The sequence below is a fragment of the [Clostridium] hylemonae DSM 15053 genome (assembly GCF_008281175.1).
Taxonomy (GTDB): Bacteria; Bacillota; Clostridia; order Lachnospirales; family Lachnospiraceae; genus Extibacter; species Extibacter hylemonae.
In genome coordinates, this window is sequence record NZ_CP036524.1 from 1,243,495 (window position 1) to 1,260,611 (window position 17,117).

The following is a 17,117-nucleotide window of genomic DNA, read 5'->3' on the forward strand; positions in this document are numbered from 1 at the left end:
TATTGACGAAAAAACGAAAGTTGCTGATACTTTCGCTTTTCCTGTGCTTGAGTACATCACTTGTGTTCGGCACGGAAAGCAATGCAGAAGGAACGTCAGGGGAGCAGGCGTCTGCAGTATCGGGAATGAAAGATGAGAACGCACAGCGTCTCAAAACTGTTACCGGAATGGATGAAAACGGTAACGTTTATGAAGTGGACGATTCAAACGGAACATTTGAGAATGGCGGGAATGCACAGTATTTCAGGTCAGCGTCCAACGAACTTGTCGTTAACTTTAATACGAAGGGAAATGCAGTCACGAATTATACGGAGGCAGCATCCGGCAGCGCCGGCTATACGAACGGTGCTTATGGGGCTGACGGGGCATATCTCGGCATGGAGAACGGCAAGGTGAAATTTATGATGTCAGGTGTCATAGGGCTTGTCTCTGCCAGCGACGTACAGGTGGTGAAGCTTTCTGATACAGCGGTCGTCAGCGGTTATTACATATCCGGCGGAAGATTGATCCACGGAATCGTGGGTGATATGACGACACCGGGATATGCGTCGAAGCTGGACAACGGGGCGGCACCATCGTATCTAAAAAGCGGTACTACATATTACAGCTATGACGGACATTATTTTTACACGAATTATGGAACGATGATTACGGATTATCAGAATAATACGCGCTCCCATTCCGTAAATGCAAACGATCCATATTATAATTATTTCCAGTACCTGCCGCTCAGAAGCAAGACAGAGTACAGCGCAGCACAGCTTAGCAGCGTCATCAACGGCAGGCTCACTTCTTCATCATCCAAGATGAAGAATACTGGAACGCAGTTTGTGAATCAGCAGAATACATACGGTATAAATGCACTCGTTATGACCGGTATCGCGGCCAATGAAAGCGGCTGGGGGACAAGCTCGATCAGTCAGAGCAACAATAACTTGTTCGGGTTGAATGCGGTTGACAGCTCGCCCGGTACCAGCGCAAATAAATATTCCAGCGTGGATGAGTGCATCCGTCAGTTTGCCAACGGCTGGATGTCCAGGGGGTACGTGTATCCGAAGGACTCCAGGTACAGAGGCGGATTTCTTGGGAACAAGGCCAGCGGCCTGAATGTAAAGTATGCGTCAGATCCGTTCTGGGGCGAGAAGGCGGCAGGTGTCATGTATTCGCTGGATATATCCGGCGGAAGTAAGGATTCCGGCAGATATACGATAGGGATTAAGGATATATTATACAAAAGCGGCAGCAACCTGAATGTGAGAAACTCGAACAGTACCTCTTCAACTGTCCTGTATAATACAGGGATTCATTCCAATTATGCAGTGTTACTGAAGGAATCACAGGCGTCGGGTTCTTTTTACAAGATACAAAGTGATGCTGTGCTGAACTCAGGTAGAACTGCTGTGAGTGCAGGAGTCGGTGAATATAATTTTGACAATATGTATGCATTTGTATCGTCTGATTATATTACAGTCGTGAACAAGGGCAGTGATATGGCGGCGCCGAAGAAGCTGGAATCCATCAGCATAAGTACACCGCCTTCAAGGACCGTATATACGGAGGGAGACGAGTTCGACGTTTCTGGTATTACAGTTAAAGCAAAATGGAGTGACAATACGGAGTCTGATGTGACGAATAATGTAACATATAATGCAGGTGCGCTTACGAAAGATATGACGAGCGTAACAATCCAATATACTGCAGACGGAGTTACAAAGACAGCAACACAGAACATTACTGTTAAAGAAAAGATCACAGTAACTACAGTAAGTATAAATCCATTATCGATTGATCTGAAGACAGGAATGTCCAGAACGTTCGGTGTAGCTGTTGCAGGTACAGGGAGTCCGGCACAGACTGTTACCTGGAGTGTCGAAGGTGCAAAAAATACTGATACGAAGATTGATAGTACTGGAAAGCTCCAGGTTAGTAATGAGGAGACAGCTGATATTTTAACTATAAAGGCAGTATCTACTGTAGATACATCGAAATCTGCTACCGCCACTGTAAATGTGATTAAAGAAATTGTAACAAATCCAGATAATGCGGATACAGGAGTAACTGATGAAGAGGAACTCGAAACAGATAAACCTGAGGTGAATAACCCGGACATGGATGTTACGGAAGAAGGGCAAGATAAAGATTCTTCACAAAATCAGGATAATGGTTTTGAAGGTAGTACAGATAAGATAGTAGAGGTGAAAGATAACACAAGCGGCATTGTAGTTAGTGGGGCACTGCCTGAGGATGCGAAACTTAGGGTAGATATTATTGGTAAAGAGGCTGAGAATTATGCTGAACTAACAAAACTGGTGAATACAAATACTATTCTTGGGGCTTTTGACATCAGTCTTGACAGAGAGCTAATAGATGGCCAAATAGTTCAACTCAGTTTTACTGTCAATGCATCCTATAATGGAAGAGATGTAGTCGTACTCCATTATAAAGAATCAAATGGGAATACCTTTGTTGAAACATATAAGGCAACTGTGAAAGATAATGTAGTTACGATCGAAGTGAGCAGTTTCTCACCATATGTGATTGCGCTTGATGATGCTGGGGCAAATGTAGCGGATAAAGAGAACGAATCAGACAAGTCAGAAGGCATTACGGAAGATGAATTGACTACATCACAAAATAGCGGCAGTGGGCTGTCAGGCGGAAGTAATAATCTGCAGGGAAGTAATAATCTGCAGGGAAGTAATAATCTGCCTACGGTTCCGTCCGGTGCACCAGTTGGAAGCACAGAGGGAACTCCATACACGGCACAGAATAAAAACGGGAATCAAACATCTGGAGATAATTTAAGAGTCGATAAAAAATCAGTTTCGGAGGAAACAAATGATAAGACTGCACCGTCATCTGGAAAGATAAAAATATCAGATAAGAACAGCCAGAATAAAGTGCCAGAAACAGGGGATGAATCTCAGGTTGTAATGTGGCTGTTATTGTTGATCTTCTCATTTGGATTTGGTGTCTATAATATGAGATTAAGTAGGATCAAAAAGTGATTTTGTAGGGGCTATTGTGAAAGTAGGTTAAACTTACTGAAGCAATAGCTTCTTTTTTGTGTTTTTAATACGATAAATATCTATATTATTTCATTCAAAATAATAACAGTTTGACATTAAATTGTGCGGTATACCCTTTTTAGGGGTTATTAATATAAGCAATATCAGTTGCTATAGAAATGGGATTAGTTTATAATAGAAAAGAATAACTAAAGTTATAGGTTATAAATACATCAGGAAAGTAGAATTATGGAATATAGGGAACAGTTGAAAATAATAAAGTCTCATAGATGTAATGGAGAAAGTGGAAGAAAAGGGAAGTATCATAATAAGAAAAAGGGGAAGAAAGCGGGAGTGGTATTTAGGATTGTTTGGTATATACAAGCGGGTGCTTCTGTTTTTTTTCTTGTAGCAATGTTGATTTTAGGTATTATTCCTTTGAAATATATGTTTCTTTTAATGGTCATCTTACTTCTTTTGTTGCTATTAACACTTGTTATGCAAAAAAAAGCTTACAGAAGACGTAAAAAAAGAGGAGCAGGCAAAAGTATATGTATTCTGACCAGTGTATTGCATATTTTTGTGGGGGTCTATGTGTTAAAAGCCAATTTGGCTCTGGATAAAATTGCCATAGGTGAAGAGAGTGGAAACTATACAGAGGAGCATAGTATAGATGTAACAGAAAAGGTTTTTAGTGTGTATATAAGTGGAATAGATGTATATGGGGAAATTTCGCAAAACAGCCGCAGTGATGTTAATTTGATTGCAACAGTAAATCCAAAGTCACATAAAGTGCTGTTAACGACTACTCCTAGAGATTACTATGTTACAATTCCTGGTGTTTCGGGGGAAAATCGGGACAAACTTACACATGCAGGAATATATGGAATAGATACTTCTATAGCTACATTGGAAAATCTTTATGATACTGTAATTCCATTTTATATAAGGGTAAATTTTACATCTGTAGAAGAGATAGTTGATGTTATCGGAGGTGTAGATGTAGAATCAAAGCTGGCATTTACGACAAGTAAAGACTCTGGCTTGGTTATGGATGTGAAAAAAGGCGAAAATCATTTTAATGGAAAAGAGGCACTGGCTTTTGCAAGGGAGAGGCAGAATCTTGCTTCAGGGGATAATCAAAGAGGAAAGAATCAACAGGCACTTTTAACAGGTCTGATAAAGAAAGCAATGTCACCAATGATTTTATTTAGGGCAAATAGCATGATTAACAGTGTATCAGGAAATACAGAAACAAATATGTCTGAGAAACAGATAAAATCTTTAATTAAAATGCAGTTGAATGACGGAAAAGGGTGGGATGTAGAGTCCGTCGCAGCAATAGGTGATGATTCGGGGAAACAGTGGTGTTATTCATACAGTGATGGGCCGTTGTATGTAACGATTCCGGATGAGAAAAGTGTAAAACAAATTAAAGAAAAATTACGTATGTTGGAGTGAATTTAAATCAATTTAGAACTGACTGAGGTGAAGGTAAAAGGAGATTTATATAATGGGAAAAGCTACATTGGTAATCATGGCGGCCGGTATAGGAAGCCGTTTTGGAGATGGTATAAAACAATTAGAATCAGTGGGACCTAATGGGGAAATAATTATGGATTATTCGATTTATGACGCATTACAGGCCGGCTTTGATAAAGTTGTATTCATCATCCGAAGTGATATTGAGCAGGATTTTAAAGAAATAATTGGAAAACGTATTGAGAAAAAAGTAAGAGTTGAATATGCCTATCAGGAGGTTGGCGATATTCCAGAAAAATATGAGATGAAATTCAGAGGAAGAACAAAACCGTGGGGAACAGGGCAGGCTGTTCTTTGTTGTAAGGAAATTGTCAGTGAGCCTTTTTTAGTAATAAATGCAGATGACTATTATGGGAAGGAAGCCTATAAAAAAGCATATAGTTATCTGACTCAATACCAGAATAGATCAGATATATTATCAATATGTATGATTGGATTTATCTTAAAGAATACTTTGAGTGAAAATGGGGGAGTTACGAGGGGAATATGCAGGGTCAATAGTGATGGTATGCTTACTGATATTGTCGAAACATACAATATCGTTAAGCGTTCGGACGAAGCTTGGATTAAAGGTGGATTACATCCGATAGCAATAAATGTAGAATCGGAAGTTTCTATGAATATGTGGGGGTTGAAGCCGGAATTCTTCGATATTTTAGAAAAAGAATTTTTGAGTTTTCTTGATAAAGCAGAAGTATTGGATATGAAAACAGAGTATTTATTGCCTACTATAATTGGAAACTTGATAAAAGATGAGAAGATAAAAGTAAAGGTATTGCAATCCCAGGATAAATGGTTTGGGGTAACCTATAAAGAAGATAAAGAGATGGTGGCTTCAGAAATCAGTGAGCTGGTAAATAAAGGCGTTTATCCTAACTGTTTAGTTGAGCAGAATAATTAGGGTGGTATTAAAATTATATTTTAATAGCATCTTGTGTATGGAGGAAAAGTGGCTATGAAAATCATGTTATTGTCAGCAGCTAGAAGCATTCATACGGTGAAGTGGGCTAATGCTATAGCGGAAAGAAATCATGAGGTATATTTGGTTTGTAACCGGGGGCACGAGGCACATACGGACGATTTGAATACTGATATTGAGCAAATTATTTTGAAATACAGCGGAACAGTTGGATACTACTTTAACTCGAGAGAGCTTTCCAGAGTGGTTAAAGATATTCAGCCAGATGTGGTAAATGTGCATTACGCAAGCGGTTATGGCACATTGGCAAGAAAAGCGCATATAAAAACCCCCTTATTGCTATCGGTATGGGGGAGTGATGTCTATGATTTCCCTTACGAAAGCAGGCTGAAAAAGAGCATTTTAAAAAGAAATGTAAATTTTGCGACGAAATTAGCGTCCACTAGTTATTGTATGGCGGATCAGCTGAGATGTGTTATGGATAAACAAGATTTAGAAATTATTGTTACTCCGTTTGGAGTGGATCTGACACTTTTTGAGCCAAACAATTATTCACAAAGAAAAAGTTCAGAAGAAATTGTCATTGGGAATATTAAAGCATTAGAACCTCAGTATGGAATAGATAAATTACTATACGCGATAGACATTTTAAACAAAAAGTTGTCTAAAGATACCAACTGGAATAAAAACCTTGTTGTAAAAATTTATGGCTCTGGAAGTCAAAAAAGTTATTTGGAAGAGCTTGCTAAAAAAAAGGGTATTGGAGATATTGTTAAATTTGAAGGCAGAATATCAAATATGGATGTGCCAAAGGCCTTAAGTGATTTTGATATATTTTGCGCTATGAGCCAAAGAGAGAGCTTTGGGGTAGCTGTAGTGGAGGCAATGGCTATGGAAGTGCCGGTTGTAGTTTCAGATGTTGATGGCTTTAGAGAAGTCGTAAAAAATAAAGAGACAGGCATTATAATAAATAGAGATGATGTCTACGCAATGGCAGGAGCATTAGAAGAATTGGTGAGAGATGAAGTAAAACGCATATCATACGGAAAAGCGGGACGTAAAAGGGTACAGGCGTTATATGACTGGAATAAAAATGTGGATTTAATGGAAAAGATATATAACAAATTGATTAAAACCGGGTAATATATAGTGGCAGGTAAATGTGTTTTGTGATTAACAATCTTGTAATATAATGTACTTAATTTTTAACAGGAATGTGAGGAGGGCAAAGAGTTGAGAAGAAGAGTAACTAGGCTGGTGGCAGGAATTCTGGTATTTGCTACAGTAGTAAATGTTTCTTTTGTTAGTTCTGCTTATGGGGAGGAAGAAGTGCAGTCAGACACTCAGAATACATATGAAGCAGATAGTACAGAAATAAACATATGGACTGGAAGTGTCTTAAATGGCGACAGAGCATATTGGAATTCTAATGGTGAAAAGGTTGTAGGACAGAATAAAATTGGAGATAAGATATATTATTTTAGTGAAGAAGGTTTCGTTCAAACTGGATGGATAGATATAGGAGGAGAAAACTATTACTTTTCATTGGAAAATGGAGAGAGGTATGAAGAGAGAACAGAAACAATTGACGGGGTGGAGTATTTCTTTGATTTAGATGGAAGAGCGGAAAAGGTTGAAAAGAGTTCAGGTCCGTCAAATGAAGAATTGGATGCAAATGATATAGAAAAGAACAATGGCATTGACTCTGAAAATAAAGATGTTAAAGAAGATGCGGAGGACTTGATACAGTCTAAAGATGCATCTGTTAATCAGGGGGCTGTTAATTCTGTTACAATATTGAAGGGCTGGCAGGATACACCAGAAGGGAAGAAATACTATGACGGTGAAGGCAACTTTGTAGTTGGTATACAAAATATAGACAACAAACTGTATAGTTTTGACGAGAAAGGTGTTCTACAGACAGGGTGGATAGAGTCGGACGGGAAAAAGACCTATTATGGGATGCCTGACGGGAGCCTGCGGACAGGCTGGCTGCATTTTGGAGAAATATACTATTATTGCGGAAGCAATGGGGAGATAATGAGAGGATATCAGAAAATAGGAAGCAGCCTGTATTATTTTAATGAGGAAGGGATCCGCCAGACAGGGTGGATAGAGTCGGACGGGAAAAAGACCTATTATGGGATGCCTGACGGGAGCCTGCGGACAGGCTGGCTGCATTTCGGAGAAATATACTATTATTGCGGAAGCAATGGGGAGATAATGAGAGGATATCAGAAGATAGGAAGCAGCCTGTATTATTTTAATGAGGAAGGAATCCGCCAGACAGGGTGGATAGAGTCGGATGGTAAAAGGACCTATTATGGAATGCCTGACGGGAGCCTGCGGACAGGCTGGCTGAGGTTTGGAAATATTTACTATTACTGCGGTAGTGACGGAGTTATCGTGACGGGCGTGCCTAAGACTGTAAATGGTGTATGCTACTATTTTAACGATGAAGGAATCAGAAGTAAAGCACCTGGCGGCTGGCAGATATATAATGGGAAAACGTATTATGGGATGCCGGACGGCACTTTTCGCATAGGCTGGTTAAAGTTTGGAAACATATACTATTATCTTGACAAAGATGGCGTTAAATTAACTGGTTTAAACAAAATAGGAGGCGATCTGTATTTTTTTAATGATGAGGGAGTTCGCCAGACAGGATGGATAGTTGCAGGTGGCACAACTTATTACGGGATGCCGGATGGGAGTCTGAGGACAGGTTGGCTGAAATTTGGTAATACATACTATTATTGTGATAATGATGGCGCCGTTATAATTGGTACGCCTAGGATAGTAAACGGCGTCTGCTACTATTTTAACGATGAAGGAATCAGAAGTAAAGCACCTGGCGGCTGGCAGATATATAACGGGAAAACGTATTACGGAATGCCGGATGGTACATTTCGCACAGGTTGGTTAAAATTTGGAAACATCTATTATTATTTTGACAATAATGGTGTGAAAGTAACAGGACTAAACAGAATAGAAGGTAACCTGTACTACTTTAATGATGAAGGAATTCGCCAGACGGGATGGATTAAAGTTGCGGGAAATAAGTCGTATTATGGGATGCCAGATGGAGTGTTGCGAATAGGCTGGCTTAAATTTGGAGATATATATTATTATTGCAATAGTAATGCAGAAATTGTAGTAGGGGACTATGTTGTCAGTGGAGTCTTATATACTTTTGATTCAAATGGTATAATGCAGAAAAAAAGTGGATGGGGGAGTTATAATGGGCTAAAGTATTATTTTAATCCGTCTACGGGATTCCCTTATAAAAGCCAATGGGTAACATTTGGAGCTACACATTATTATGCAAACTGCAATGGGTTTATGGTACAGGGGTGGCAAAATATTAATGGGAAATACTATTATTTTTATCCAGCCACCAATATTATGGCGAGAAATACTACAATAGATGGATTTGTTATCGGTGCTGACGGAGTTAGAGTCCCTACAATACTTTCTAAAATGACAGCAAGAGCCTGGGGATATTCCAGTTTGACAGGCTATTTACTGATGGTGGATAGAGATGCTCACAAAGTAGGAGTTTTTAAAGGAAAGCAGGGAGAATGGAATAATCTTTATTTTTGGGATTGCGGAAACGGTGCATCCTCTACGCCAACAGTTGCTGGTGTATTTAAAGTAGGGATGAAAGGATATTATTTTGACTCTGGTTCGGCGAGATGCTTCTGGTATACGCAATTTTATGGAAATTATCTGTTTCATTCAGTACTATGTTATAAAGACGGAAGGATAATGGATGGCCGGGTAGGTATGGCATTATCTCACGGTTGCGTTAGGCTTCAAATACCAAATGCTAAATGGATTTATGATAACATACCAAAAGGGACAACGGTTGTTGTTTATTAATAAGGCATTAAAAGAGAAGAACCCTCAGTTACCAAGAGTATTCGATAAATAGTGAATTGTAAAAAGTAATATATAAACGTTGTATCTTTAGATGAAATTTGCTATTATTAAAAAAGCATGTAAAAAGTATGTAACATTTTGTAATAAAGAGGGATCTTATGAAAAGTTTAATTAATTTTAGAAGTTCAAGAACCAGAATGTTTTGTCTATGTATTGTAGATATCATAACTATTGTTGTTAATGCTTATTTATCTTTGATAATACGGCATGAATGGCATTATAGCTGGGTTCCGTATGAGTACATCAGCAGTATTAAGATATATATGGTAGTCAATATCATAACTACTATTTTGATTTTTATGTTATTGAATTTATATCGAAGTGTATGGAGTTATGCCAGTATACATGAAGTTGTACTTGTGGGCGCGGCGTGTATGTTGTCTACTGCTTTTCAGGCGTTGGGTATGTTGATTTTGGCATTAAAAGTTCCTAGAAGTTATTATGCAATATATTTTTTCCTGATGGTAATGACGACTTTGGCCACAAGATTTTCATATAGAGGTTGGAAAGCCTTAAAAAGAGGGTTCAGCAAACAAAAAGGCCATATAGTAAATACAATGGTAATTGGGGCAGGTGAAGCGGGCAGTGTAATAATTCATGAATTAAAATCAAGTCTTCAGCTGAAGCGTAACGTGGCATGCATTATTGACGATAATCCTTCGAAGAAAGGAAAGTACCTCCAAGGGGTACGTATTGTAGGTGATAGAAATTCAATAATCAGCATGGCGGAGAAATATCAAGTTGAAGAGATTATTTTGGCCATTCCTTCAGCAAATGCAAAAACAACAAAGGATATTTTAAAAATTTGCAATCAGACACAGTGTAAATTAAAAGTACTTCCTGGGATGTACCAGTTGATTACGGAAGAAGTGAGTGTTTCCAAACTTCGAGAAGTATCAATTGAAGATTTGCTTGGCAGAGACAGTATTAATATTGATTTGGACAGCGTTGCAGGTTATGTGTCAGATAGAACAGTGCTTGTTACTGGTGGTGGTGGGTCGATCGGCAGTGAGTTGTGCCGTCAGATCGTGAATTATAATCCGAAATGTCTAATTATATTTGATATTTATGAAAATAATGCTTATGATATACAGCAGGAACTAAAAAAGAAATATCCTAAGCTACATTTAGAGGTATTAATCGGTTCGGTTCGTAATACAAAGAGAATTGAATGGGTAATGGAACATTATCGTCCTAATGTAGTATATCATGCAGCTGCACATAAGCATGTCCCATTGATGGAAGACAGCCCTAATGAGGCGATTAAAAACAATGTATTTGGAACATATAAAACAGCAAGGGCAGCAGATAAATTCGGAGTGGAAAAATTTGTCCTTATATCAACCGATAAGGCGGTTAATCCTACCAATATCATGGGGGCTTCTAAGAGATTATGCGAGATGATAATACAGACATATAATCGTTATTCAAAAACAGAATATGTAGCTGTACGCTTTGGAAATGTGTTAGGAAGTAATGGCAGTGTTATTCCACTGTTTAGAAAACAGATGGAGGCTGGAGGTCCTGTTACGGTAACACATCCAGACATTATTCGGTATTTTATGACGATACCGGAAGCTGTATCACTCGTTCTTCAGGCGGGCGCTTATGATAACGGAGGAGAAATTTTTGTTCTGGATATGGGAGAACCAGTCAAGATAGCCGATTTGGCAAAGAATCTAATTCGTTTATCCGGGTATACTTTAGGAGTAGATATGGAGATAGAGTATACAGGTTTACGTCCTGGTGAAAAGCTTTATGAAGAACTTTTGATTTCAGATGAAGGTTTACAAAAAACGAAGAATGATTTAATTTATATAGATGAACCGATAGAGTTTGATGAGATTCATTTTCTAAGTGAATTAGGAAATCTGGAAAAAGCAGCGGTTAATGAAAGCGAGAATGTGAAAGAAATTGTGGCGAGTATTGTTTCGACTTATCACATAAGACCAGAAGACAAAAAGCGAGATGAAGAGAATTATAAAGCTTTGAATAGTTTGGGAAAATTCAGTCATGAAGGACCTATAGTGGAGGAATATTTATGAAAAATATGCAGATACCATTTTCTCCCCCTGATATTACAGAAGAAGAAATTGCAGAAGTCGTAGATACATTAAGAAGTGGATGGATTACAACAGGACCAAAAACAAAAGAATTTGAAAGGGAAATCGCAAAGTTTTGTCACGCATCGAGAGCGGTTTGCTTGAATTCGGCGACCGCTTGTTCGGAAATGACATTACGGCTTTTAGGAATTGGGCCGGGGGACGAGGTGATTACGTCTGCATACACATATACAGCATCGGCAAGTGTCATAGCCCATGTTGGTGCTAAAATTGTGTTAGTGGATACACAAAAAGATTCCTATGAGATGGATTATACGCAGTTGGAGAAAGCAATAACTGAAAAAACAAAGGCTATCATTCCTGTAGATTTAGGAGGAGTGATGTGTGATTATGATAAAATATTTGATATCGTTGAAAAAAAGAGAAGTTTATTTTATGCTTCAAATGAGATTCAGGAAAAAATAGGTCATGTTGCTGTAGTTGCAGATGCGGCGCATGCGCTGGGGGCAGGTAGAAATGGAAAGTTATGCGGGGAAATAGCGGATTTTACATGTTTTTCATTCCACGCGGTTAAAAATTTGACAACTGCTGAAGGTGGTGCGGTTGTATGGAAAGATATTCAAGGGATTGATAATGAAGAATTGTATAAAAAATACATGCTCTTATCCCTCCATGGCCAATCAAAAGATGCATTAGCTAAAACTAAACAGGGCGCATGGGAATATGATGTTTTAGATACGTATTTTAAATGTAATATGACCGATATCATGGCAGCTATTGGATTAGTGCAATTAAGACGGTATTCATCGCTGATGAAGAGGAGAAAAGAGATTATACAGATATATGAAAAAGGGTTAGAGAATCTCCCTGTGAACACATTAAAACATTATGGTGAAAATTACTCATCGAGCGGGCATCTTTATCTCGTGCGTCTGAAAGGTAGAAATAGGCAAGAATGTAATGAAATCATTATAAAGATGGCGGAGGATGGTGTAGCAACAAATGTTCATTATAAACCGCTTCCGCTGTTGAGTGCATATAAAAATAGGGGATTTGATGTACTTGATTATCCAAATTCTTATGCACTATATGAAAATGAAATTACTTTTCCGCTTCATACCAAATTGACCAACGAGGAGGCGGAGTATGTAATTGCTACATTTAGGAAATATGTATAGTAGGGCAGGGATCAATCATGAGAAAATGGGAAAATCTGCCGCCTTTTATGCAGGTGGACGAAGTTAGAGTGTATTATGATATATTAGAAAAGCATAGAAGTAGTTTGCTATTCAAACGCATATTTGATATAATAATTGCCGGTGTCTTAATTCTGATTTTGTCTCCTCTTTTTTTAATATTGGCATTAATAATTAAAGTAGATTCTAAAGGTCCGGCAATCTATCAACAAACTAGAGTCACAATTTACGGGAGAGAGTTTCGAATATTTAAGTTTAGAAGTATGGTTGTTGAAGCGGATAGAGAGGGAACACAGGTTACTACAAACGGAGATACAAGAATTACAAGGGTTGGCAGGGTTATACGCAAGTATAGGTTGGATGAACTTCCTCAATTAGTGAATATTTTATGTGGAGATATGACATTTGTAGGCACTCGTCCAGAAGTGGTCAAATATGTTAGAAAGTATACTGATAAAATGAAGGCAACATTATTACTTCCGGCAGGAATCACATCCTTGGCCAGTATAGCCTACAAAGATGAAGAAAAATTGTTGAAGTCAGCAGAGGATGCAGATGAAATTTATATTAAGCAGATTTTACCTGAAAAAATGAAATATAATTTAAAGGCTTTACGGGAATTTAGCCTATGGGGTGATATAAAAATAATGTTTCGTACAGTTTTTGCTGTTTTAAAATGAGTCCAAGGAGATTGGAAAATGAATATCTGGATTGTTAATCAATATGCCATTCCGCCTAGTTTGGGCGGATTGGTCAGACATTACTATTTTTCTAAATATATGCAGCAGGATGGTCATAAAGTAAGAATCTTTACATCTAGTAAAATTCATAATTCGGATATCAATTTGATAAATGATAATACTCTATATAAGGAAAAAATGGTAGATGGAATTGAATATACGTTTGTGCACAGTAGGGATTATAAGGGGAATGGAATAGATCGTGTTCTGAATATGTTAGAGCTTCCTTTTAAAATGTGGAAAGCGATGAAGGCATTTAAGAAAGAAGGTCCGGATGTGATATATACTTCCTCACCTAGTCTTTTTATTGCATTTTTTTCTTTACTTTTTGGAAGACGTAATAAGATTCCCGTTGTAGTTGAGATAAGGGATTTGTGGCCTGAGTCAATCGTAGAATATAATGGGATGTCTAGACGGAATCCGATTATTTTGATGATATACCAACTGGAAAAGTGGATTTATAAAAATGCAACACAATTAATCTTTACTTTTGAGGGGGGAAGCGATTATATAAAAGATAAAAAATGGGATAGATATATTGATTTGGATAAAGTGAATTATGTAAATAATGGAGTGGATTTGAAAGAGTTTGCGGAAAATATTGGTAAAGCACAAATTGATGATCCAGATTTGATTGATAAAAGTAAATTCAAGGTAGTTTATGTAGGATCTATTCGAAGGGCTAACAGTGTAAAAAATCTAGTAGATGTGGCACGAACGCTACAGACGCAAAATAAGGATGATATTTTATTTTTAATATATGGAGATGGAGTTGACAAAAACGAGCTGGAGAGTGAGTGCAAACGAGATAATCTTGTCAACATAAAATTCAAAGGTAAAGTGGAAAAGAAATATATTCCGTATATTCTTTCAAATAGTAATTTAAATATTTTGAATTATAAGCAATCTGCTACATGGAAATACGGAGGAAGCCAGAATAAACAATTTGAGTATCTGGCTAGTGGAATCCCTGTTTGTTCTAATGTTGAAATGGGCTATTCAATTATGCGGCGTTATCAGTGTGGTATTGAAGAAAATATGGAGACAGTCCAACAATATGCAGAGGCAATACTTGCTTATAAAGACATGGATAAGGAAGAATATGAGCAACAGTGTAAGAACGCCAGAAAGGCAGCGGAAGAGTTTGATTATCCTAAGCTAAGTCTGAAAATAGAAAAAATTCTGGAACATGCTGTAGGGAATATTTGATTTAATCAAAATTGTAAAAGAAAGGAAATGTATGATATTTGATTCTGCATATGTCATACTGGAAGAAAATGAAAGAAAAACTATTAAAGAAAATTGAAGCTAAAGAGGTAAAGGTAGGCGTTGTTGGGCTTGGTTATGTGGGGTTGCCGCTTGCGGTGGAGAAAGCCAAAGCTGGATTTAAAACAATAGGATTTGATGTACAGAAGAGCAAAGTACAGCAGGTAAATAAAGGGGAAAATTATATTGGTGATGTGGTGGATAAGGATTTATTCGATCTTGTTAAAAAAGGAATGCTTAAGGCGACAACGGACTTCAGTTTTGTCGCAGATGTAGACTTTATCGCTATTTGTGTGCCAACGCCTCTGGATATTCACCAACAGCCAGATATTAGTTATGTTAAAAGTTCGGTGAAAGAAATCGCAAAGTATTTAAAACCAGAGACTATTGTAGTTCTGGAATCGACGACTTATCCAGGAACGACAGAAGAATTGATTATGCCTATTTTAGAACAGGATTCATGTCTCAAATGCGGAAAAGATTTTTATTTAGGATTTTCTCCTGAGCGTGTTGATCCAGGCAATATAATATATAAAACAAAAAACACTCCAAAAGTTGTCGGAGGTGTGGGAAAAGACGCGACGGAAGTCATTGCCGCTATGTACAGAGCTGTGTTGGAAGGAGAGGTTTATGAAGTCTCCTCACCTGCTATTGCTGAAATGGAGAAAATTTTAGAAAATACATATCGAAATATAAATATTGGGTTAATTAATGAGTTAACCATGCTTTGTCATGAAATGAATATCAGTATGTGGGAAGTGATTGATGCGGCCAAAACGAAACCATATGGATTTCAGGCCTTTTATCCCGGGCCTGGACTGGGAGGTCATTGTATACCGTTGGATCCGTATTATCTTTCTTGGAAAGCTCGGGAATATGGTTTTCATACTTCAATGATAGAAAGCTCTATGATGATCAATGATAAGATGCCAAAATATTGTGTAGAACGTGCAAGTAAGCTTTTAAACCAACAGAGGAAAGCATTGAAGGCTTCTAAAATTTTGGTCGTAGGAGTTTCCTACAAGCAGGACATTGATGATTATCGTGAAAGTCCGGCACTGCGAGTTATAGAAGAATTAAAAAAAGAAGAGGCAGATGTTTCCTATTTTGATCCATGGGTTCCGGAGTATAAGTATCATGGCAATAAATATTATAGTATTAAAGAAATAACACCTTCCGTTCTTGAAAGATATGACTTAATCATGATAACAGCGGCACATAGTAATGTTGATTATGCAATGATACAAGAAAATGGCAAAATGATTCTTGACACAAAAAATGTAATGAAAAATATTACCAAAAGAGAAAATATAGAAACATTATAGAGGATTGATATGAAAATAGTTACAATTGTTGGGGCAAGACCACAATTTGTGAAGGCAGCTGCAGTTTCACGTATTTTGAGGAAAACACATGAAGAGGTTCTGGTCCATACAGGGCAGCACTATGATAGAAATATGTCGGAAATTTTTTTTGATGAGTTAAATATTCCTAAACCGGATATAAATTTGCGGGTAGGCTCCGGTACGCATGCCAAACAGACAGCTGAGATGTTGATCGGAATTGAAAATATTTTACTGAAGGAAAAACCAGATTATATATTGGTGTATGGAGATACAAATTCTACTTTAGCAGGTGCTTTAGCGGCAAGTAAAATTAATGTTCCGGTAATTCATGTAGAAGCAGGACTGCGGTCATACAATATGAAGATGCCTGAGGAACAGAACAGGGTTTTGACTGATCGCATTTCCTCTTTATTATTATGCCCAACGAGTACGGCTGTCGATAATCTTAAGAAAGAAGGAATAGTGAGCGGAGTATACAATATTGGTGATGTAATGTGTGATGCCGTATTGTATTATTCGAAAATGCTTGATGAAAGGCCAAAAGAGTATTATTTTTCGCGGTTAACTGGGTTGGATAAGGCGGTTCCTCTTCTTAAAGATTGGTATATTGCTACTGTCCACAGAGCAGAAAATACGGACATGGTAGAAAAAGTTGGAGAAATCTTAAGGGCTTTTGACCTCTTAGATGCACCAGTTATCTTTCCGGTCCATCCAAGAACAAAAGATTTTGTAAATACTTTAAGAATGAACAATTTTTATGATAATATTTTTTTTGTCGAGCCAGTTAGTTATCTTGATATGTTATATCTTGTGAAAGGTGCAAAAAAGGCAATTACAGATTCTGGTGGACTTCAAAAGGAGGCGTATATTCTTAATACGCCATGTGTGACAATTAGAGATCAGACAGAATGGATAGAGACATTAACTGGGAACCACAATATTTTGGCAAAACCAAAAGCTGATGACATTGTGGATAAAGTTATGTATACTGTTATTGACGAAAAAAAATCAAATTTGTATTATGGGAATGGAAAAGCAGCGGAAAAGCTGTGTGAAATTTTATATTCGTAAAAAAGGAATGATTAAAGCTTTGAT

At 37.6% G+C, this 17,117-nt stretch carries 11 protein-coding genes; all 11 read left to right on the forward strand.

All coding sequences use genetic code 11. The features are described from left to right. The first annotated feature begins 2 nt into the window (after positions 1-2). The 11 genes from LAJLEIBI_RS05800 (at position 3) to wecB (ending at position 17,093) form a co-directional block, all read left to right on the forward strand. A complete protein-coding gene (locus tag LAJLEIBI_RS05800; protein ID WP_050765514.1) occupies positions 3-3,008 on the forward strand; it encodes a glucosaminidase domain-containing protein in 3,006 nt (1,001 codons plus the stop codon). A gap of 249 nt (positions 3,009-3,257) precedes the next feature. Further along, positions 3,258-4,469 carry an LCP family protein gene (locus LAJLEIBI_RS05805; RefSeq protein ID WP_006443575.1) on the forward strand — a complete coding sequence of 404 codons (1,212 nt, stop codon included), beginning with the start codon at positions 3,258-3,260 and terminating at the stop codon, positions 4,467-4,469. Between the two features lie 52 nt (positions 4,470-4,521). Further along, entirely contained in the window at positions 4,522-5,451 is a 930-nt protein-coding gene (locus tag LAJLEIBI_RS05810) for a sugar phosphate nucleotidyltransferase (RefSeq protein WP_006443576.1), read from the forward strand. A 54-nt stretch (positions 5,452-5,505) separates the two neighbouring features. Continuing rightward, the gene (locus tag LAJLEIBI_RS05815; protein ID WP_006443577.1) at positions 5,506-6,612 is read left to right on the forward strand and encodes a glycosyltransferase; all 1,107 of its coding nucleotides are present in this window, start codon (positions 5,506-5,508) and stop codon (positions 6,610-6,612) included. 90 nt (positions 6,613-6,702) lie between these two features. Beyond that, complete coding sequence (locus LAJLEIBI_RS05820) at positions 6,703-9,351, forward strand: L,D-transpeptidase family protein (protein ID WP_050765515.1); 2,649 nt, start codon at positions 6,703-6,705, stop codon at positions 9,349-9,351. Positions 9,352-9,509: 158 nt separating this feature from the next. Next, the gene (locus LAJLEIBI_RS05825; protein WP_040435124.1) at positions 9,510-11,456 is read left to right on the forward strand and encodes a polysaccharide biosynthesis protein; all 1,947 of its coding nucleotides are present in this window, start codon (positions 9,510-9,512) and stop codon (positions 11,454-11,456) included. Between the two features lie 5 nt (positions 11,457-11,461). Further along, the gene (locus tag LAJLEIBI_RS05830) at positions 11,462-12,652 is read left to right on the forward strand and encodes a DegT/DnrJ/EryC1/StrS family aminotransferase (protein WP_040435620.1); all 1,191 of its coding nucleotides are present in this window, start codon (positions 11,462-11,464) and stop codon (positions 12,650-12,652) included. Between the two features lie 17 nt (positions 12,653-12,669). Continuing rightward, the gene (locus tag LAJLEIBI_RS05835) at positions 12,670-13,350 is read left to right on the forward strand and encodes a sugar transferase (RefSeq protein WP_006443581.1); all 681 of its coding nucleotides are present in this window, start codon (positions 12,670-12,672) and stop codon (positions 13,348-13,350) included. 18 nt (positions 13,351-13,368) lie between these two features. Beyond that, positions 13,369-14,619 (forward strand): glycosyltransferase family 4 protein, encoded by a 1,251-nt coding sequence (locus tag LAJLEIBI_RS05840; RefSeq protein ID WP_006443582.1) that lies wholly within the window; start codon positions 13,369-13,371, stop codon positions 14,617-14,619. A gap of 50 nt (positions 14,620-14,669) precedes the next feature. Next, a complete protein-coding gene (locus tag LAJLEIBI_RS05845) occupies positions 14,670-16,001 on the forward strand; it encodes a nucleotide sugar dehydrogenase (RefSeq protein ID WP_006443583.1) in 1,332 nt (443 codons plus the stop codon). A gap of 9 nt (positions 16,002-16,010) precedes the next feature. After that, complete coding sequence (gene wecB, locus LAJLEIBI_RS05850; RefSeq protein ID WP_006443584.1) at positions 16,011-17,093, forward strand: non-hydrolyzing UDP-N-acetylglucosamine 2-epimerase; 1,083 nt, start codon at positions 16,011-16,013, stop codon at positions 17,091-17,093. Positions 17,094-17,117: the final 24 nt, after the last annotated feature.

Excerpts from the sequence above, each read along its gene's own strand:
- LAJLEIBI_RS05805 (WP_006443575.1), top strand. The coding sequence starts at position 3,258 with ATGGAATATAGGGAACAGTTGAAAATAATAAAGTCTCATAGATGTAAT.
- LAJLEIBI_RS05810 (WP_006443576.1), top strand. The coding sequence starts at position 4,522 with ATGGGAAAAGCTACATTGGTAATCATGGCGGCCGGTATAGGAAGCCGT.
- LAJLEIBI_RS05815 (WP_006443577.1), top strand. The coding sequence starts at position 5,506 with ATGAAAATCATGTTATTGTCAGCAGCTAGAAGCATTCATACGGTGAAG.
- LAJLEIBI_RS05825 (WP_040435124.1), top strand. The coding sequence starts at position 9,510 with ATGAAAAGTTTAATTAATTTTAGAAGTTCAAGAACCAGAATGTTTTGT.
- LAJLEIBI_RS05830 (WP_040435620.1), top strand. The coding sequence starts at position 11,462 with ATGCAGATACCATTTTCTCCCCCTGATATTACAGAAGAAGAAATTGCA.
- LAJLEIBI_RS05835 (WP_006443581.1), top strand. The coding sequence starts at position 12,670 with ATGAGAAAATGGGAAAATCTGCCGCCTTTTATGCAGGTGGACGAAGTT.
- LAJLEIBI_RS05840 (WP_006443582.1), top strand. The coding sequence starts at position 13,369 with ATGAATATCTGGATTGTTAATCAATATGCCATTCCGCCTAGTTTGGGC.
- LAJLEIBI_RS05845 (WP_006443583.1), top strand. The coding sequence starts at position 14,670 with ATGTCATACTGGAAGAAAATGAAAGAAAAACTATTAAAGAAAATTGAA.
- wecB (WP_006443584.1), top strand. The coding sequence starts at position 16,011 with ATGAAAATAGTTACAATTGTTGGGGCAAGACCACAATTTGTGAAGGCA.